Raw genomic sequence first — 20405 nt, forward strand, 5'->3', positions numbered from 1 at the left:
ATATGAAAGCGCTACATCAATGGAGGGGGTATTAAAATGCTCAAATATGATAACATCCTTATCGCCGTCGATGGTTCCAGAGAAGCTGAATGGGCATTCCACAAAGCAATCGATATTGCCAAACGTAATGATTCCAAGCTCTCCATCATCAATGTCATCGACACACGTTCCTTCGCGTCAGTAGAAGCATATGACCGCACAATCTCCCAGCGTGCCAACGATTTTGCACAGAAACTGCTCGATGGCTATGAAGAGCTCGCCCGCGACCGGGGTGTACAGAAAGTCGATAAAATCATCGACTACGGTTCACCGAAGTCCATCATTCCGAAAAAGGCCGTCAAAAAGACAGGTGCCGATCTCATCGCCTGTGGTGCAACCGGTCTGAATGCAGTGGAACGCTTCATCATCGGTTCCGTTTCAGAATCCATCGTACGCCACGCACCTTGTGATGTACTGGTCGTAAGAACCGAGACACTGCCGGATGACTTCGAACCTGTCGTCGCGACAGAAGAGTTCCTAAATGAAAACAAATAGCCATTACCAGAAAAGTCCCGGAATATTCTATTCCGGGACTTTTTGAACATGTTATAGAAGTTCCAGTAATTCCCCTTCACTCATAATTCTTATGTTGCGTCCATGTGCGATCATCTCAAGCGCCTGCTTTACCTTGCTGCTTTTCCTGGCAGCCTGTGCGTCCCCTTTGCCACCGACTACCAGATAATCTGTATCCCTCGATATGCTCTTCTCGAAAACCGCACCAATATCTGCAACCGCCTGCGCTGCATCTGCACGTTTCATCTGGGATAGCGTGCCGGTGAAGCATATATATTTGCCATACAGTTCATGATCCGGCTGGAACTTCGATTTATCCACCGTAATTTCAGGCCCTTTCGCACTCGTTCGCCTGCTCCCCTTCTTGCGGAACCCTCTGCCGCCGAGAGTGCCTGTATCGTAGTTGTGCTTTTCATTGAATGCATCAAGATCCATGCCATGCTGTTCGAATATATTATGCGCAATCAGTCCACTCATCCTCGCATCCGCCAATGCATTGTGGTGGTTCGAATTATCGATGCCGAAATAGGCACACATTGCCGGCAACCTGTACGAAGACATCTTGTAGAGCTGCTTCGACAGCCTGAAGGAACAGAAGTATTGGAACGGTGGAATCTCCATCCCATATCTGTTGTAGGCGTCTTCCAGTGCATACATGTCGAACTGCGAGAAGTGTGCCACAAGCGGATAGTCCTCTATGAATGCCTCCACTTCTTTCATCACTTCCGGAAAATTCGGCTGATCCGCGACATCATCCTCCGTGATGCCGTGGATGCTGATATTCATACGTGCAAAATACTCCACTTCGGGATTGACCAGTGAGTAGTATTCATCTATGATTTCACCATCTTTGAACTTGACCAGGCCAATCGAACAGATCGAACTGCGATTTCCATTGGCCGTCTCCAAATCTACCGCTACATAATCCATTATACATTTCACCTTTATCTTTTAGAATTGAAACGATCTTTATAAAATAATCACCATAAAAAATGCGGCAGCAAGTATTCCAACACCTGCGAATGAGCTGAATCTTCTCAACACGCCACCATTGTTCTTGTTTCCACCTGCCAATAACATATTCACTCCAACTAGTGCCAGCAATAAAGAGAATAAGAATTTTAAATAAGCAGCATCTGTCTCAATCCATCCTGCAGAAAGACTGATGAGAACAATCAGACCAAGAATACCTGTCACTAAACTCAATACATTTCTCATAAACATCCTTCTTCCAACGCCCTTGGCTTTGTCATTTCCACGAACACCTATACTATGGTTGCTTTACATAATCCATTATATTTTACCTTCATCTTCTAGAGTGCAAATAATACGCACTTAATACATCAAGGCAACGACGCTTAATAGCATTAGTAACAAAGATAATGCAATCGACCCTATCCCCAAATACTTATACCGCTTCTTTTCATTGCTTTTTTGTTTTTCATCACCATATTGAAACAGCATTATAATTCCATTCAGCGCGACAACTATTGGTAGAAAAAAGTATCTGATGGTTGAATCCGGTCCAATTAAACCGGAAAAGTATGCAACGAGATACATTATACAAAAGACGATTAAAATCCAAGTTGTAATTCTTTTAATAATTCCCATCCCCTTTTATGCACTGTGATTTTAAGAGTAATTAAAATTATTACATATATAATATATTTTGCACAGGAATAGTACCAGCAAGCTCAAGCAATACTAGAAAAAACCATCTTCTATCAAACATACTCGATAGAAGATGGTTACATTTTATTATTTAGATTCTGTGATTACAGCCCTGCAACTCTCATGACGTCTCTTGCGATCATGACTTCCTCGTCTGTAGGAATGATGATGATCTTGACTGGTGAGTAAGGGTGGTTGATGAACTTTTCTTCTCCGCGCACGTCGTTCATTGTCGGATCGAAGTAGACGCCCATGAATTCGAGTCCCTGTACGACTTTTTCGCGGACGATATCGGAGTTCTCGCCGACGCCTGCAGTAAAGATGATGGCATCGAGTCCACCCATGCGTGTGGCATAGGAGCCCATGTACTTGTGGATTCTTTCGCCGAAGACTTCCAGTGCAAGAATGGCTCTTTCGTTGCCTTTCTGCGCTTCACTCTCTATATCGCGAAGATCACTTGAGAACCCGCTGACACCTAGGAGTCCGGATTCCTTATTCAGTACGTTCAGTACTTCGACTGCTGATTTGCCGGTCTTCTCCATGATATATGGGATGAGCGCCGGGTCGATGTTGCCTGAACGTGTACCCATTGTTACACCTGCAAGTGGTGTGAAGCCCATTGAAGTATCCACTGACTTGCCGCCTTTGACCGCTGCGATACTTGCGCCATTACCGAGGTGGCAGCTGATTATTCTCAGTTCTTCAAGTGGTCTGTCCATCAGTTCACTGGCACGTTCTGTAACGTATTTATGGCTTGTGCCATGGAATCCGTATTTTCTGATGCCATAATCTTCATAGTAGTTATAAGGCAGACTGTAGAGATATGAACTCTCAGGCATTGTCTGGTGGAATGAGGTATCGAATACCGCAACGTGCGGTACGTTTGGCAGCAGTTCACGGAACGCATTGATGCCCATCAGGTTGGCTGGGTTATGAAGGGGTGCCAGTTCACTGAGTTCCTGGATGTGACGGATCGTCTCTTCGTCAATCAGAACTGAATCATCGAAGACTTCGCCGCCATGGACTACTCTGTGCCCACTTGCTTCTATATCATTGATATCCTTGATGACATTGAAATCAACAAGTTCCTTCAGCATGATATTGACCGCTTCTTCGTGATCTTTGAAATCCTGTTCAATTTTGTGCTTTTCTCCATCGATGGTGATGGAGAAGATGCCATTCTCCAGACCGATACGTTCTACAAGCCCTTTTGCGACTTCTTTTTCCTCAGGCATTTCAAAGAGCTGGAATTTGAAAGATGAGCTGCCTGCATTTATAGCTATTATCTTAGACATGTTTTCCTCCTGAATTTTTAGTTCCTAGTGTAATTATCATACCATGATTCCGTCTGTTCCAAGAAGTGTTTGAATTGTGACGTATTCTTGAAATCAGGCACATCACCGATCAGTACTTCATTATTTTTAAGCGGTGAGAAGTTCTTTTTCACCACTATGATGGATTTCCTCTGATTCTCCGTCTTGAAAATGCTTTTCGGCAAGTTGAGGAACATGAGAAGCGTTGCACTTTCAGACAAGTACTGCTTGATTGTTTCATTATCCTTCTCAAGCATGTTGTCAGGGACGACAAAGACACCGATTCCGTCGTCTTTGACATAGGTCATTGCACTTTCAAGCATCAGCAGGTGCGAGTAGCTCTTCCCTTTTTTGAATGCTGTAGTGAACCCGTCGACTTCAATCGGATAATAGCCGACCGGAAGATCGCCGATCGCAGCATCCACCTGGTTCAGCCGTGCCGGTTCGATGATATCCTGAGGATAGATGTCCATCGGCACTTCAAGAAATTCACAAAGATTCGCATTGAGACGTGCGAGCACAGGATCCACTTCGATTCCCGACAGTTGTGCGTTTTCCGCCTGTTCCTTTACTGTCATCGCCAGGTGACCGGTGCCGCTGCCTGCATCAAGAATGCTTGCCGACTTGCCGCCGAACAGCTGGATGAGATGGGCCACCATATACCCGATCGTATCAGGTGTCAGCTGGTGGTTCGGCTGGACCTGTTCCTTCTGTACCTGATAGAGATAAGCAAACTGGAACGCTTTTCTACGTTCAGCAAAAGAGCCTTCTCCTTCGACATAGAGAAGTGATTCTCCAAACGCTTCAAGTCTTGAGACTCCCGGGTTCTCCTCCAGAAGCTGGTCCGTTTCCTGTATAAGTTTCTGATACGTTCTTTCCATATTCGTCTGTTCCATAAATTCTCCTCATTGCCATAAAATATGGACTGCCAATGGATGGCAGTCCAGAATCCTTGTACATTATATTACATTGATTGCAATGCTTCAATTGCTTTGTCGTAATTCGGATGATCTGTGCCTTCCGGAACGTACTCGACGTATACGACCTTGTTATCCTCATCGAGAATGAATACACTGCGTGCAAGCAGTCTGAGCTCTTCCATCACAACGCCGTAGTTTTCACCGAAAGAAAGATCCTTATGGTCACTCAAAGTAATTGCGTTCTGCAATCCTTCGTCTGCAGACCACCTTTTCTGCGCGAACGGCAGGTCGTTGGATATTGTAAGGACTACCGTATTATCAACATCCACAGCCTTTTCGTTGAAAGTCTTCGTCTGTGTACTGCATACACCTGTGTCAATGGATGGTATGACACTGATCAATTTTTTCTTTCCTTCATAATTGCTGAGGCTGACCGGTTCAAGACCTGTATCCAGCACAGTGAAATCCGGTGCCTGGTCTCCGACCTTCAGTTCCTCGCCTCTTAGAGTCATTGGATTTCCCTTAAATGTTACATCAGCCATTTGAAATCATCCTCCTGATATAATTACTGTCCATCATACGTTTCCCTCATATAGCGGGATTTAATCATGTTTTTGTAACTTTGATAATTATTCTTGACCACATATGTGTCTGCGAAGAAATCATGAAGCCCAATTCTGTTCTCCGTAAAAATAATCATCAGATATGGCAGGTAGAACAGATTATTATTAATGAAACGCCCCACCAGCTCACGAAAGACCACTTGGGCAAACGTCAGCCTGCTGCCATTCTGTGAAATGACACTGATGCCCGTAATCATCTTTCCGAGCGTCTGCTGGAAGAAGTGGGTCATCAGGACAAAATAGGTGAAGTATATTACTGCCATCATTATATTATCAGCACTGAAGAACGGTATCCACAGATATGCCTCCCTAAGATTCAATACATTAAGGATGGGATAGATCAGAATCTGCGATATCGACCATAGGATGATGATATCGAGAATATAGCTGACAGCTCTGGTGAAGAAGTGGGCAGTTGCCATATAGTCGAGCTTGTCAGAAAGTGAATCATTCATCTCCGGCCTGTATCTTTCATTATGTTCCATACAGTTCCCTCCTACTGCTCATACAGGTACATCGGTGCTGCACCCTGTCTGTTTCTGAGCAATGATTCAATCTGTGCAATTTCGGTATTACCAAAAAGGCCACTGATGAAACTTTTCGCCTTATAGCTGAAGGATACGCGATTGGCACCGTCATAACCGTATTCGATCACTTCAGGGTTGCCACCGATATTCTCCTTCATGTTCGAAAGTGCATCTTCGACATATCCGATCTGATCGACGAGACCATTGTCGACTGCATCACCGCCGAGGTAGATTCGTCCGTCTGCAAGATCTCTGACCTCATCTTCATCCATGTCCCGACCTTCGGATACGACAGTGACAAAGTCCTGATACATGCTGTCGACCATGCCCTGGACATACTGTGTTTCTTCCTCAGTTGGATCTTTAGTGCCACTGAGCATCTCTTTCATATCACCGCTTGTATAGGTCTCGAATTCGACACCAAAATCTTCAGCAAGCTGGCTGTAGTTGATGCTCTGCATGATCACCCCGATGGAGCCGGTCAAAGTTTCTTCGGAAGCAAAAATCTGATCGGCAGGTGCCGACACATAATATCCGCCGGACGCAGCCATGCCGCCCATGGAACTGTAGATGGTCTTGCCGGCTTCCTTGGCTTCCATGAGATATTTATGTACTTCTGCACTCTCATAGACGCCGCCTCCTGGAGAATCCACATTCAAAAGTATTCCTTTTATGCTATCGTCGGAAATGATTTCCTTCAAAGCTTCGATTGTCAGTCTGTGATTGTATCCTTGCGGGGCAAACATGCCAGATTCGCCTGAATCCATAATCGTCCCTTCTATGTTCAGCATGGCGATCCTGCTGCTGGCATCTCCGGCTTCCACAACAAAGGAAGGTGGAAATTCCGGGTTGGCATATTCATTGAACAGGTTTTCCCAATCACTTGCCCACATCGTATTGAAGACTGACGCGACAACGCCAAAGACAAGCAGGGACAATGCAACTACAACTGCAATGATTCTCTTCACATCAACATCCCTTTCTGCTTATATTGTATACCAATTTTATGATACCATAGACTTATCATCTACAGGGAATAGGAGTGAACGGATTGATCAATTATAAAACCATCTACTTCTTTGCACCACATGGAGAAGAGACAGAGACCATACGGGAAGACCTTTCAAAGCTGTTCCAAAGACTTGGCATCAGCACAGTGCAATCCGATCAGGAAGCCGATATCATCGCCTCCATCGGCGGAGACGGCGCTTTTCTACAGGCGGTCAGACGCAGTAATTTCAGAGACGATTGCGTCTATCTTGGCATTGCCATCGACAGCGGCAAGTACTTCTACGTCGACTTCCACTATCAGGACCTCCAGAGTCTAGAAGAGTCATTCCAGAAAGATGACATCGATGTCAGAAACTACCCGGCACTTGAAGTGAGGGTGAATGATAATGAACCCAGCTACTGCCTGAACGAATTCACATTGCGTTCAAGCATCGTCAGAACCATAAAGATGGATGTATACATCAGCGATTTCCTCTTCGAACAGTTCAATGGAGATGGCATACTGGTATCCACTCCGACGGGTTCCACCGGCTATAATAAATCACTCGGCGGTGCGGTCGTCGATCCGCTTGTACATGCCATCCAGGTGACGGAGATGGCAAGTGTCAACAATAATACCCACCGTACACTCGGCACAAGTTTCCTTCTCAGCAAGGAGCGTCCCCTGACACTGCTCATCGACAAGAACGTCGACTACTATCCGGTCATGTCGCTCGATAATGAAGCGATGAGCATGAGAAACACTGAAAAAGTGGAACTCGGAATGAGTGACAAGCTGATCAAGACGTTAAAACTCAGAAACAATACATTCTGGCATAAAGCACAAAGAAACTTCCTCTAGAACAGAGGAAGTTTAAGATTGAAGGCAAACCCGTTTTGAAATGGGGTTTGCCTTTTTTATATGCCCGCCAGGAAAAAATCGTATATATTTTTCATGATGAGTATCGAGGTCACAATGATGAACAGCGCCTTGACATAGCCGACCCCTTTGGAGATTGCCATATGGGCACCTGCATACGAACCGAGAATCATACTCCCCGCCATGACAAATCCATACGTGTAACTGACTTCTCCCATGATGATGAAAAGAAGCAGACCACCGATGTTGCTGGCAAAGTTCAGCACTTTCGCGTTGCCGGCGGATCTGAGAAAGTCAAAGCCTGTAAACAGCATCAGGAACATCAGGAATGACCCAGTTCCTCCACCCATGAAACCATCATAGAAACCGATGAGCAGAACAAAAAGAATAAGAATGACAATCTTCCTCGGTGTGAATACCATCTTTTTTTCTATTCCGCCCCAATCCTTTTTCACAAGTGTATAGATGAGTACGAATATAAGCATGACCAGTACAAGCGGTTTCAGTATTTCTCCGGGCATTTTCACTGCCAGAAGGGCACCGCCGACCGACAGCAGAAAGCTGAGCGGAAACAGCTTCATGACCAGGCGGAAATCCACATGACGCGCACGCAGAAATTTCAAAGAGCTGGTCAGGGAGCCGAACGATGATGCGAGTTTATTTGTACCGAGTGCAGTCGCTGGCGACATGCCTGTTGCAAGCAGTGCAGGAATGGAGACCAGTCCCCCACCACCGACTACGGAATCGATGAAGGCCGCAAGAAAACCGAATGCGATGACCAGCACCAGCGTCGAAAGTTCTATGTCCGGCATGATATCTACAGCAGTGAACCGAATGCATCATTTTTTTCCGCTTCGAGAGCAGAATAGCATTCGATGTTTGATAGTGCCTTTTCGATCATCGGTTCAAAATCCACTTTGGATTCGAACTTCTCCACCTTCCTGACTTCCGGTCTTGTCTTCGGCGCTTTCGGTTTGAAGATTGTACAGCAGTCTTCGTAAGGCAGTACAGAAGTGTCATAAGTGCCGTAGTTGCGCGCCATTTCGACAATTTCATTTTTCTCAAGCGTCAGTAGCGGACGGAGCACAGGGAAATTTGTTACAGCATTGATGGCATGCATACTCGTCAGAGTCTGCGATGCGACCTGACCGAGATTCTCACCATTGACGATTGCCTTAGCATTGATCTTCTCTGCGAGACGCTCTGCAATGATCAGCATGAGCCTGCGTGTTGTCGTCATCGACATGTTATCCGGTATCCAATCATGAACCTTCGTCTGCAGTTCGGTGAATGGCACGATATGGAGAGTGATGTCGGTTCCTGTCCGCCGTGACAGTATATCAACGAGCTGCTTGACCTTCTCTGTCGCCTGAGGACTTGTATATGGCGGAGAGTGGAAATGGACGGCTTCAAGTTCTACACCCTTCTTCATCACTTCGAGGCCTGCAACAGGTGAATCGATACCGCCTGAAATCATCAGGAGCGCCTTCCCGCCTGTCCCGATCGGCAAGCCTCCGATGCACTGGACGACTTCATGATACATGTAGATCGCCTCCGCCCTTACCTCGACCATGATCTGATGGTCGGGACGTTTGACGTCTACACCGAGATGCGGGACATTTTCCAGCACATATCCGCCAAGCATCTGCTGGATATCGAATGTATTCAAGGCGTAGGTCTTATCCGCCCGTCTCACTTCGATCTTGAACGTGTCTTTCGTGCCGAAAGTGTTCGCAAAGTCAACTGCTGTATCCTTCATCGCCGCTTCAGTCCGCTCGATCTTCGCTATCGGCGAAATACTCAGTATACCGTTGATATTTTCCAAAGCAGACATGACGGCTCCATGGTCTTCATCCTGCAGAGTAACATAGGCACGGTCCCACTGCGTGTGAATCTGAACATTGAAATCCGACAGTGCACGTTTCATGTTCTCCCTCAATGCCCGTATGAACATCTTTCTATTTTTAGTCTTGAGCGTAATCTCTCCATATCTCACCAGAATGTGGTCATACATCATTTTAAAACCTCTCCTATTTCCTTATGCACCGCAAGAAGTGCGGTGATCATTTCATCTACTTCTTCCTCCTGCGTCAGACTGCTGAAGGATATTCTTATGCTGCCTTCTATGATGGCACGCGCGTTGCCCATGGCGAGTAGTGTTTCGTTCAATTTTTTCAGTTTCGAGGCACAGGCGCTTGTTGTTGATACCATGATGCCACGATTGCCGAGTGCGTTGACGACAACTTCCCCTTTGGCGCCTCTGAACGACACGTTCAGTATATGGGGTACGCCGGAAGGCTGAATATGAACACTCCGCAAGTTGCCGAGCGCACTTCTGACCTTATGATTATAGTCCGAAACCCTTTCGATGGAAACATCCTGCTGCTCAGTCGCCATGCGCAATGCCCGTGCCATCGCTACTGCACCCGGCAGATTGACAGTGCCACTCCTCAAATTATTTTCATGACCACCGCCATGGATGATGGGTGACAGTGTCCTTGGCTCCTTAGCTATCAGTGCACCCGTCCCTTTCATGCCATGAAACTTATGGCTGCTGAGACTCAAGGAGTCGACGCCTGCATAGTCCATATTGATCTTGCCGATGGCCTGCGTCGCGTCAGTATGAAAATGCACTTTCGGATACTGCTTCAGTATTTCCGTAATTTCAGCAATGGGCTGGATGCTGCCGGTAATGTTATTGACTGCCATGACAGTGATGAATATGACATCGTCATTCAGCATTTCCTTCAGATGATCCGTATCCACTGTGCCGTCAGCAAACGTTTTGATGTAATTGACTCGAAAATCGTCCTCTTTCATTGCTTCCAGTACATTGAGGACACTCGGATGCTCAAGTTCACTGACAAGCACTGTCCCGCCGTATGGCTGCTTTCGCCTGAGGACACTCTGGATCGCCAGGTTGTTGCTTTCTGTAGCGCCGGACGTAAAAATACAATGATAATCCGGAACCCCGAGCAGCTCTGCAATCTGTTTTCTTGAAGCTTCCAGAAGCTGTGCCGCTTTCCGGCCGGACTGGTGGATGCTTGCGGTATTGAAGTAGTATGCTTCATTGACGTTCATGAATGTTTCCATCACTTCGCCATAAGGACGCGTTGTTGCTGCATTGTCCATGTATATCAAAATATCTCTCCTCACATAAAAGGGACTCGGGATGAATATCCCAAGCCACCTGTACTATTGCTTATCGAATTCTTTCTCAATGCGTGATGCCGCTCCCGGCTCAACTTTTTCAAGTGCCTTCTCGGCAATCTGAAGTGCCCGTTTGTAGCGGTTCTCCCTGAAAAGCCGTTCCGCTTCCGTCAGCATCTGGTTGAAGTCCGGGTCATCTCTTCTATAACGGTTGCCGTACTGGATCATGACTTCGGTCAGTCTGGCTTCCTGAAGAATCTCATAGGCTTCCTGCTCATATTTGTTCATCAGAATAACCGTACGGTTCACCTTATCCTTGATGTAATGGACATTCAGCGGACGTCTCTGGAAATATTTGTTGATCTCCTTGATATCGATATCCAGTTCATTTTTCATGACCAGGAATTTCTCCGGTACACTTGAAAGATTGGACCCAAGCAGTTCCCTGTAGATCTCCTCTTTGCGATCCTGAATGAGAATGGAATTTTCACGCGCTTCCGCTTCATCCTCACGCAAGTTGACCAGATACTGCTGGATCTGCTTCTGCTCGTCGTTGATTTCACCGATATTGTCCTTGATGTATTCCAGATTGTCCAGCACTTCGCTGTAGCGTGCCGTCGTTTTGCTTATCTCCGTGATGACTTCGTCGTATACATCTATCATGTTCTCAATTTCATGCTCGAACTTCTGGACTCTATGGATGTCCGTCTCGTTTATATGATACTGCTCTTTTACATAATCGATTTCCGTGCGCAGCGTGTAGTTCATGTCCTTCGCCAGGAAAAGGTCATCTGTGATGATGTCCTTCTCATGGTCCACTTTTGTCTTTGCTCTTACTTCATGTTCAATCAGTTCAAGCATATCATCCAACTGATTATTGATATCCTCCAGAATCTCTCGTGCTTCGTCCAGTTCAAGACGTGTGATCAGTGGTTCTACAAGATTCAGCTTGCCTTTCAGAGTGGACAGTTTCCCCTCCACTTTAACGTGTTCGAGATCATAGCCCTCCGCCTTCAGATCACGGCAGCCGAAACGCACTTCCTGGAACTGCTGGGGCAGATCCTTCTGGACTTCCTTGATCAGGAGGGGAATCTCATCCATGTTCTCCTTCAGAATCGAAAGTTCCTCATGCACTTCGTCTATCTCCTTGTTCGCTGTCACGTAATTCCCCTGATTGACCTGCTTCTCGTAGGCTTTCAATTCAGGTTCATATGTCTCGATCAGCTTTTCAAGCGGTGGCTGTGCATCACCAAACTGATGTCCATTCGCAAGTACATCGCGTTTCGATTCCCGGTAGAGCTTTTCGGCTTCATTATATTTCCTTTCGCCTTCCTCATTCGAGGCGATCAGCTGCTGGATTTCACCGGACAGCTCCTGGTACTTGCTTTCAACGCCTTCAAGTTTGGCATTCGCACTTTCAGTCTTCTCACGACTGTCCTTGAAACGGAATTTTTCCACATCATCAGCAGCATGGTCCAGGTCATTTTGGGCCTCTGTCAGGGAATGTTCAAGTACGCCCTGCCAGTCGGACTGCCACTGGCTGTACAGTGATTGCGCCTCACCGTGAAGGTTGTAGTTCCTGACCTTCACAAGTTCGTCCTGAAATGGCAGATTTCGCACTCCCTCGAGTTTTACAGATTGTGTCTTTATGTCATCTTTTCTGATATTGCGTATATATAATAGCATGCCGATCGCGATGACGATGGCAAGTATGACAACGATTAAAACATAGACCCACATACAGCTACCTCCTAAGTATATAATTAGATTATAGCTTAAAAAATTGAAAGAAAAAACATATAAATGTATAATTCAAGAATATTTATATAGACAGGGTGATAGATAATGTTTACAGAAACACAGATCAAAGACTATGCACAGCTCAACCAGATGCTAAAAGGCCTCCTCGAAGATGAGACAGACCGCATCGCCAATCTGTCCAACGCTTCAAGCCTTCTGAATGTATTCCTGCAGGATATCAACTGGGTCGGCTTTTACCTTTATGATGAACCGGCAGACGAGCTCGTACTCGGACCCTTCCAGGGACTGCCTGCCTGTGTCAGAATCCAGAACGGCAAAGGCGTCTGCGGGATTGCCTTCAGAGGCAACGATGTATTCATCGTCGATGACGTGACACAGTTCCCCGGGCACATCGCATGTGATGCCAACAGCCGCTCCGAAATCGTCGTGCCGATCTACAAGGATGGCACACCAATCGGTGTACTCGACATCGACTCCCCTTCATTCGACCGCTTTACAGACGAAGACCGTCAGGGACTCATCGATTTCATAGAAGTATTGAAACAGTATATCTAGACGGCCCGACATTGACAAGCATCTGATATTTGTGTATAATCATTAATTGTGTAAATGAACGGATTAAGTAGCGGATAACCATTACATGTCAGCATGCGGTTCCCGAGCACTGGGATGTGCTGTGTAACCGATGCTATTAGGCGAAGGCACTTCAAATCGCATGCCCATGTAAGTGGTTATCACCCTTATGATGTTTTTTGCATGAATAAAAACAATAAGGAGGAGTCAAAATGGCTCGTTTTAGAGGATCAATCTGGAAAAAGTCCCGCCGTCTTGGAATTTCCCTGACTGGTACAGGCAAAGAATTGGAACGCCGTCCATATGCACCTGGTGATCATGGACCAACACAAAGAATCAAACTTTCCGAATACGGAATGCAACTACAGGAGAAACAAAAACTCCGTTACATGTACGGAATCAACGAACGTCAATTCCGCACAATCTTCGACCGTTCTGCAAAAATGAAAGGTGTTCATGGTGAAAACTTCATGATCCTTCTCGCTTCCCGTCTGGATGCAGTCGTATACCAGCTCGGACTTGCAAGAACACGCCGTCAGGCACGTCAGCTTGTCAACCACGGTCATGTGACTGTAGATGGCAAACGTGTGGATATCCCATCCTTCACGCTTAAAGCTGGACAAACTATCGGTCTTCGTGAGAAATCACAAAACCTCGACATCGTCAAAGAAGCGATCGAGTACAACAACTTCGTTCCTGAATATCTTTCATTCGACGAAGAAAAAATCGAAGGTTCCTTCGTACGTCAACCAGAGCGTTCCGAACTCTCTGCTGACATCAACGAACAGCTTATCGTTGAATTCTATTCAAGATAATAACTGAATACCTGAAAGTCCCGGCCTCTTATACTTTTAGAGGCCGGGATTTTTTGATTTTATATATATAAAATCAACAATCAACCTTATATTGAAATAAAAATTAATTAGTAATTAATGTAATTAATTGCTAAAATAATATATATCACAGTTATTTGAAAAGTATGAATTTTTTCGCACTGTACTCATCAACTACTTATAATTCGAAAGGAAGATTGATAAATATGAACAAAAAAATGCAAGAGTATGTTTCTAGAACTTTTACTAACTCCACAACCTCAAAAAATGTTTTTGAATTGGAAGGTAATTTTATTGGTGTATTTGACACCAATGATTATTTAACAATTTATGAGATTATTAGTCCTCAAAAAGATAAGTATACATATCGAACTGAAAACACGATTGATTTGACTAGAATCAATAAAGTAGATATTGAATATAAATCTTTGAAAAGCGTATTTACTTTTGACCACAAAGACAGTGTAAATATTTTATCAAAAGAAGCTGCAAAAGGTTTTGAGGCGAGTCTAGAAGAAGCCAACTTAAATCTAATAAAACACAATAAAAGAGAGAAGTCAGATATATTTAAGGCATGGCCTAACATTGTCACTCTATCCTCACTAATACTTAGCTTTTTAAATCCCTTCTTTTTAATCATTGGAATAGTGAGTACCATCTATTTACTTATATCCACTAAGTCAGTAATTAAGTCCGCTCTTCCTTCGATCGTCACTTTAAACGAGCTACAATATGCAATTGAATTACAAAATCAAAACAAAAACAGTGCAGTAAAAGATTATAAAACAACGATAGACAATATTGAAAATAAAACTAAAGAAATGGAAATTACTTATCAAAAACGAGAAGAAGAGCTAAAAAAAGAAACAGATAAAAGAAATAAAGAATTACAGTCTATTAATAATATATTGAATAAGAAGTATAGTGATTTGGATCATAATGATTTAGAAATCAAAAATTTTGAAGAAGTATCTTCAGCTGATATTAAGGATCAACTTTCAATGATATCTCTTGAAGAAAAAGAAGTACTACAAGATGGTGGAATAATCATTCTCGATAATACTTCAAAAAAATCTCACATTAAAAATCAAGCGAAACAAATAGTTAGATCGTTTAATGCTGAATGCGATTTCTATTTAAGTAATGTTAATGTAAGAAATGTAGATACGTATAGAAACAGGATAGTTAAATCCTTTGAAACACATAATAGAATCTATAAAACCGATGATGTTGAGCTTTCGAAAGAATTATTAGAACTAAAGCTAAAGAAGCTAAATTATGTTTACTCTTACCAACGTAAAATAGAAGAAGAAAAAGAACTGCAAAAAGCTGCCAGAGAACAACTGATCGAAGAGCAAAAAGTCGAAAAAGAGCTAGAAAGAAAAAGGAAGGAAATTGAAAAAGAAGAAAGGCAGTTTAGCCAAGAAGTGAACAAGTTGATGAAGTATATGCAGAATTCGGATAATGATGCAGAAAAAGATTTATACCTAGATAAAATCAGAGAGTTAGAAGGAAAGCTTTCACAATTAGATACAGATAAAAAAGATGTGGAGAATCGTGCTACAAATACACGTGCTGGATACGTCTACATCATAAGTAATATTGGTTCATTCGGTGAGAACATATATAAAATTGGTGTGACAAGAAGACTAGAGCCGATGGATCGTGTAAAAGAATTGAGCGATGCCTCAGTGCCATTCGAATTCGATGTCCATGCGATGATCTTTTCTGATGATGCGCCAGCTCTCGAAAACACACTGCATAATCACTTTAGAGATAAAGAAATTAATAAGATTAATCATCGCAAAGAGTTCTTTAATGTAGATCTGCAAGAAATCGAAAAGATTGTTAAAGATAAATACAACGACACAGTAAGATTCACTATAGAACCGAGGGCAGAGCAGTACAGGGAATCAATAAAATTATCTAGTTAGAACCTATAAACATGTTGAAGAAATCATTAAATCCCTTAGTCTCTATCACATGAGATTTAAGGGATCTTATTATATTTGTTTCTCTACTTTCATAAACTTCTATTCTTTCTACTTTTTATAACAACCTGTCCATTTTCATCCAGCAACGGCGTCACACCGCCACCCGCCCCGCCCCAGGCATATAGATACTGAACTCCGGTTTCTTTATCGGTAATGATATGACATGGGATGGGACCATCCGTTTTAATCTGTTCTGTTTCAAACCTTGATTCTTCTGGATTGTTGTTTCTACCAAACATGGTATCCACTCCTCAATTGATTATGCATAAATCATAACATACACTGTGTTCTTCCCTCTCAAGTCCCCCAAATCGAACCCCATGAAATTTTTATCAAATGGCACTTTATTTCATTCCAATCACAACTATTAGCACATGCGCTTATACTTACTTTGATGAAATGTATTCGAGGAGGTAGACTGGTGAGTGAATTTACTCAATGGATAATCGACTGGATAGAAGATCATCTCAATGGAAGGTTCAACTTGAATGATTTGGCTGAACATCAGAAGTATCTCCCTGACATCTCGTAACGACTTCTAATTTTTGTTCATTTGTACATTGAGTCATAAAAAAACTGCACCTCCAATTGTTAAATGCATCTAACATTTGGAGGTGCAGTTCAGATTATCCTGCATCCTATTCTACTTATGGGTTGGTCGACCATAGTCCAGCCGACTTGACGAACACACGCGGATGGAGTTTCAACTGGGAAACGATGAATTCAGCCAGATCCTCTGGCTGCAATACCTTTTCTGGATTCCCGTCGGTCAAATTTTCTCTAAAAGCAAGCTCTGTAGCAACAGTACTTGGTGTTAAAGCAGTAACACGAATATCGTGTTTTCGAACCTCCATTGCCAATGATTCAGTCAAACCGATCAGACCAAACTTAGAGGCACTGTAGGCACTTGTAGCAGGCGCCCCTTTCTGTCCAGCAGTGGAGGCGATATTTATGATATCCCCACCATTCTTCTCAATGAGCTGAGGCAGTACGGCTCTTGTTACGTAGTATGCTCCCATTAGATTGACATCAATCATCGACTTCCATTCCTCAGGAGAAAGATCAAGGAAACCACCGAATTTCCCGATTCCCGCGTTGTTGATCAGAATATCAAAGGACCCGAGTTCACCAGTAAGTGAATCGACTGCCTTTTCCACTTGTTCAAGTGAAGCGACATCTGCTGTAGCGTAGGCCACTTTTACTCCAGTTGATTCAACTTCTGCTACAACACTTTTTAAATCCGCCTCTGTTCGCGCCAAAAGTCCTAAATTGACGCCTTCCTTTGCGAGTGCAATCGCAGCAGCTCTGCCGATTCCTTTGCCACTTCCCGTAATCAGGGCCGTTTTTCCATTGATTGGTTGTCCCATCATCCATAACCTCTCTCTATAGCATTAACTTTTATTTTCGAGCAGACATTATTATACAGACACTTCTCTGTTATGTAAATAATGTACTCCTTTGCCCACTATCATCATAATGTGCAACTCGTCTCATATCGATCTTCTACTTTTCCATGTGCCTAAACAATATATACTCTGGACAACTATTGTTCGCCAATCCTCCATCAACCGTAAAAAAACCATCAAAGCAAAAGTTTTGATGGTTTTTCAGTGCATACTATATTCCAAGGCATATCGATATATCCCCGATTCTACTCGTAAAGTGAGCGGTCTTCGATCTTGCTGGTGACCACCATGATGGCAAATCCGACGAATATGATTGTACCGGCAACAAATGTGATTGCAGGGTAGTCGAGTTGCCGCTCAAGAAGGGTGCTTCCGATTGTTGCACCAATGGCGTTTGCCAGATTAAAAGTCGATGCTGTGATGGTGCCTGAGAGCGCAGGCGATTCTTTGGCTGCAATAATGACCTTGGAATTAAGTAGGGGTGCTGTTCCGAAGACACCGGCGCCAAACAGGAAGTTTACCATTATCGCAAGTACCGGATTTGAAAGAAGAAATGTAAAAGCGAATAATATCAGACCTAATGTCAATAAACTGAACAGAAGACTTCTGGTCAGATTGATCGGGAGCACTCTTCCTGCGAGTGCATTTGCAAATACAGCACCTACACCGAATGCTAATAGGCTCAGTGTCACTCCTGTTACACCAAAACCGGATATCTCCCTAAGCATTGGTTCATTGAATGTATAGGCGGCAAATACACCAGAAAAACCGAAAATGATCATTGCCAATACCATTACCACATTTTTATCTTTCAGCATCGATAGTTCTTTCATCAAAGCTGGTGGCTCTTTCTGCTCGACACGCGGCGTCACAATGATGACTCCGATAAGTGTGATGAGTCCAAACACTGCAATGATCCAAAACACCACACGCCAGTCCAGCAGTCCACCTATCAGTGCCCCAAAAGGCACACCAACCATTACTGCGATCGTCAGTCCCCCTTGAACGGCAGCGATCGCCCCTGTACGCCTATTCGGCGCTGATATATCTACGGCAATACTCATACACAGACCGAAGAAAGGCGCGTGTATCGAAGCTGCTGCCAGCCTTGACGCTAGCAGCACTTCAAAATTCGGTGCCGTGGCCGCAATGATATTGCTTATCGTAAATATAGCTGCAAAGATAATAAGCAGTTTTCTCTGTGAACTTTTCAAAGTTAGTATCCTTAGGATGGGACCGAATACTGCTACACTGATTGCGTAGACACTCAGCAGCATGCCGGTGGCCGACAGAGGCACATCAAGATCTTCCGAAAACTGCGTCAGCAGTCCTGTTACTACATATTCAGTCATTCCGATGGCAAATGTACCTATCATAAAAACGAAAAGAATGGTTTTTCTACTAAAGTTTTTCGACATCATAAACGCCTCCTCGACACCATGAAAAATAACACTTTACAGTATCGAAGGAAAACCGTCCAGAAGAAATGATGGAAATGCAGTTTTTAATTGTTTCAATCTCCAAATGAGTGCGGTAATCCATTGCTGCTGTCACCTTTCATGAACCCAGGATGATGCAGTTATTGAATTCCTGTACACTCCATGAAGAGCAGGCTTGCGTAATGCCTTTCCCAATAATTTTTTCATTTCAAAACAAATATTCACATTTACATTAAGTAAGTGAAATATTCCTTTACAACAATCCTCCTTAGCAGTAATATAGCTTCGAACATAGTTGCACAATGAGCACTATATATACGCATCGTTTTAGAACCTTTTCCTGCATCTGGATTTGAGGGTAGACCTATCATGCAGAGTATTTCATCCTATTGTAAAAGAAGGTATCTGAAGTGAAGAAGATCAAGTATCTGACTTTCAATCCGTCCCAGCTGCTCGTGGTCGTATTCTTCCTGTTTATTATTTTCGGTTCTGTTCTTTTGATGCTGCCGATTTCGACCAACGGCACCATATCCTACATTGATGCACTGTTCACTGCCACCTCCGCCATGACCGTTACTGGACTGGCTGTCATGGACACTGGTAATGATTTTACTGTATTCGGCCAGGTAGTCATTCTTGCGCTGATCCAAGCAGGGGGTCTCGGTATCATGTCATTTGCGGTGATGATCTATATGGCACTTGGTAGAAAGGTCGGGTTTAAAAGAAGGATTGAAATCAAGCAGGCATTGAACCAGTCTTCGCTTGATGGTGTACTTGAACTGGTCAAAGCCCTGTTCATCTACTCATTCATCATCGAATCCCTCGCAATGCTTGTTCTCGCCATAAGGTGGGTACCGGAGTTCGGGTGGGTCGAGGGACTGTACTACAGCCTGTTCCATTCGATATCCGCCTTCAATAACGCAGGATTCTCGATCTGGTCGGACAGTTTGACAGGCTACGTCGGCGATCCGATCATCAACCTGATGATCACTTTCCTGTTTATCACAGGGGGGATCGGTTTTACTGTACTGATTGATGTATGGCATAAGCGCAGCTATAAAAAACTGACACTGCATTCCAAACTGATGATGTCAGGTACGCTGGTCGTCAATTTTGTGGCAATGTTCATGTTCTTCATCCTGGAATTCCAGAACCCGGATACACTTGGTGCCCTCTCATCATGGAAAGACCAGCTCTGGGCATCCTATTTTCAAGCCGTTACACCAAGAACAGCCGGCTTCAACACCCTCGATATCGGCAGTCTCAATGATTCAACCGTCACCATGATGCTGCTACTGATGTTCATCGGTGCAGGCAGTGCCTCGACCGGCGGCGGAATCAAGCTGACATCTTTCCTGATACTGGTGCTATCCATCATTCCGCTGCTGCAGCAGAAAAGCCAGATCAACATCGGCAAACGCTCGATAAAGCCGGCAATCATATTCCGTGCCCTTTCAATATCAATATTGAGTGTACTGCTGATCCTTACAGCCGTATTCATCATGACAATCAGTGAGGATGCGCCATTCATCGAAATCGTTTTTGAAGTCGTTTCCGCTTTCGGTACAGTCGGTCTGTCGATGGGTATTACAGCCGACCTGTCCCCCATCGGCAAACTTGCCATCATTTTTGTCATGTTTTTCGGCAAACTGGGACCATTGAACCTGGCCTTCTCCCTTTCAAGACCAAAACAGGATAAGATCAGATATCCGGTAGCGGATATTCTTACAGGTTGAAGGTCATATCATGTGAATAGGAACCAGATACTCCTCT

The 20405-nt window shown here is 44.1% G+C and carries 20 protein-coding genes; 6 read left to right on the plus strand and 14 right to left on the minus strand.

The window, feature by feature from the left end:
• The first annotated feature begins 36 nt into the window (after positions 1-36).
• A complete protein-coding gene (locus GQ671_RS03950) occupies positions 37-534 on the plus strand; it encodes a universal stress protein (RefSeq protein ID WP_160652981.1) in 498 nt (165 codons plus the stop codon).
• Positions 535-585: 51 nt separating this feature from the next.
• Here the strand turns inward: GQ671_RS03950 and GQ671_RS03955 are convergent, their stop codons facing one another.
• The 7 genes from GQ671_RS03955 to sppA all read right to left on the minus strand — a co-directional run bounded on the left by GQ671_RS03955 (position 586) and on the right by sppA (position 6574).
• The gene (locus GQ671_RS03955; protein WP_160652985.1) at positions 586-1482 is read right to left on the minus strand and encodes an exonuclease domain-containing protein; all 897 of its coding nucleotides are present in this window, start codon (positions 1480-1482) and stop codon (positions 586-588) included.
• A gap of 39 nt (positions 1483-1521) precedes the next feature.
• Entirely contained in the window at positions 1522-1770 is a 249-nt protein-coding gene (locus tag GQ671_RS03960; RefSeq protein WP_160652988.1) for a hypothetical protein, read from the minus strand.
• A gap of 557 nt (positions 1771-2327) precedes the next feature.
• On the minus strand, positions 2328-3518 hold the full coding sequence (locus tag GQ671_RS03965; protein ID WP_160652991.1) for an acetate kinase: 1191 nt from the start codon (positions 3516-3518) through the stop codon (positions 2328-2330).
• 17 nt (positions 3519-3535) lie between these two features.
• The gene (locus tag GQ671_RS03970; RefSeq protein WP_160652994.1) at positions 3536-4432 is read right to left on the minus strand and encodes a class I SAM-dependent methyltransferase; all 897 of its coding nucleotides are present in this window, start codon (positions 4430-4432) and stop codon (positions 3536-3538) included.
• A 68-nt stretch (positions 4433-4500) separates the two neighbouring features.
• Entirely contained in the window at positions 4501-4998 is a 498-nt protein-coding gene (gene tpx, locus GQ671_RS03975; RefSeq protein ID WP_160652997.1) for a thiol peroxidase, read from the minus strand.
• A 23-nt stretch (positions 4999-5021) separates the two neighbouring features.
• Positions 5022-5564: an RDD family protein gene (locus GQ671_RS03980; RefSeq protein WP_160653000.1), complete on the minus strand. Its 543-nt coding sequence runs from the start codon at positions 5562-5564 to the stop codon at positions 5022-5024.
• Positions 5565-5575: 11 nt separating this feature from the next.
• Complete coding sequence (gene sppA / locus GQ671_RS03985; protein WP_160653003.1) at positions 5576-6574, minus strand: signal peptide peptidase SppA; 999 nt, start codon at positions 6572-6574, stop codon at positions 5576-5578.
• A gap of 74 nt (positions 6575-6648) precedes the next feature.
• Between sppA and GQ671_RS03990 the strand changes: the two genes are divergently transcribed.
• A complete protein-coding gene (locus tag GQ671_RS03990) occupies positions 6649-7458 on the plus strand; it encodes an NAD kinase (RefSeq protein WP_322789453.1) in 810 nt (269 codons plus the stop codon).
• 56 nt (positions 7459-7514) lie between these two features.
• Here GQ671_RS03990 and GQ671_RS03995 read toward each other — a convergent pair whose 3' ends face one another.
• From GQ671_RS03995 to GQ671_RS04010, 4 genes are all read right to left on the minus strand, one after another.
• Positions 7515-8288, minus strand: a complete 774-nt coding sequence (locus tag GQ671_RS03995; protein WP_160653008.1) for a TSUP family transporter — start codon at positions 8286-8288, stop codon at positions 7515-7517.
• Positions 8289-8293: 5 nt separating this feature from the next.
• Positions 8294-9493: a tRNA uracil 4-sulfurtransferase ThiI gene (gene thiI / locus GQ671_RS04000; RefSeq protein WP_160653011.1), complete on the minus strand. Its 1200-nt coding sequence runs from the start codon at positions 9491-9493 to the stop codon at positions 8294-8296.
• Positions 9490-10608, minus strand: coding sequence for a cysteine desulfurase family protein (locus GQ671_RS04005; RefSeq protein ID WP_246153172.1), 1119 nt, complete (start codon positions 10606-10608; stop codon positions 9490-9492). Before GQ671_RS04005 ends, thiI begins: the two co-directional genes overlap by 4 nt.
• 63 nt (positions 10609-10671) lie before the next feature.
• The gene (locus GQ671_RS04010; RefSeq protein ID WP_160653016.1) at positions 10672-12366 is read right to left on the minus strand and encodes a septation ring formation regulator EzrA; all 1695 of its coding nucleotides are present in this window, start codon (positions 12364-12366) and stop codon (positions 10672-10674) included.
• Between the two features lie 105 nt (positions 12367-12471).
• On the opposite strand from GQ671_RS04010, the gene GQ671_RS04015 reads away from it, so the two are divergent.
• The 3 genes from GQ671_RS04015 (at position 12472) to GQ671_RS12980 (ending at position 15727) form a co-directional block, all read left to right on the plus strand.
• On the plus strand, positions 12472-12942 hold the full coding sequence (locus tag GQ671_RS04015; protein ID WP_160653019.1) for a GAF domain-containing protein: 471 nt from the start codon (positions 12472-12474) through the stop codon (positions 12940-12942).
• A 230-nt stretch (positions 12943-13172) separates the two neighbouring features.
• On the plus strand, positions 13173-13775 hold the full coding sequence (gene rpsD, locus GQ671_RS04020) for a 30S ribosomal protein S4 (protein ID WP_160653022.1): 603 nt from the start codon (positions 13173-13175) through the stop codon (positions 13773-13775).
• A 224-nt stretch (positions 13776-13999) separates the two neighbouring features.
• A complete protein-coding gene (locus GQ671_RS12980) occupies positions 14000-15727 on the plus strand; it encodes a DUF4041 domain-containing protein (protein WP_246153141.1) in 1728 nt (575 codons plus the stop codon).
• Between the two features lie 89 nt (positions 15728-15816).
• Here the strand turns inward: GQ671_RS12980 and GQ671_RS04030 are convergent, their stop codons facing one another.
• The 3 genes from GQ671_RS04030 to GQ671_RS04040 all read right to left on the minus strand — a co-directional run bounded on the left by GQ671_RS04030 (position 15817) and on the right by GQ671_RS04040 (position 18611).
• Positions 15817-16026: a DUF6440 family protein gene (locus tag GQ671_RS04030; protein ID WP_160653024.1), complete on the minus strand. Its 210-nt coding sequence runs from the start codon at positions 16024-16026 to the stop codon at positions 15817-15819.
• A 408-nt stretch (positions 16027-16434) separates the two neighbouring features.
• Positions 16435-17154 (minus strand): 3-ketoacyl-ACP reductase, encoded by a 720-nt coding sequence (locus tag GQ671_RS04035; protein ID WP_160653562.1) that lies wholly within the window; start codon positions 17152-17154, stop codon positions 16435-16437.
• Positions 17155-17438: 284 nt separating this feature from the next.
• Positions 17439-18611, minus strand: a complete 1173-nt coding sequence (locus GQ671_RS04040; protein WP_160653027.1) for an MFS transporter — start codon at positions 18609-18611, stop codon at positions 17439-17441.
• A gap of 431 nt (positions 18612-19042) precedes the next feature.
• Here GQ671_RS04040 and GQ671_RS04045 point away from each other — a divergent pair, with 431 nt between their 5' ends.
• Complete coding sequence (locus GQ671_RS04045; protein WP_160653031.1) at positions 19043-20368, plus strand: TrkH family potassium uptake protein; 1326 nt, start codon at positions 19043-19045, stop codon at positions 20366-20368.
• The last annotated feature ends 37 nt before the right edge of the window (positions 20369-20405 follow it).

Origin of the sequence: Salinicoccus hispanicus (assembly GCF_009831115.1) — a bacterium.
Classification (GTDB): Bacteria; Bacillota; Bacilli; order Staphylococcales; family Salinicoccaceae; genus Salinicoccus; species Salinicoccus hispanicus.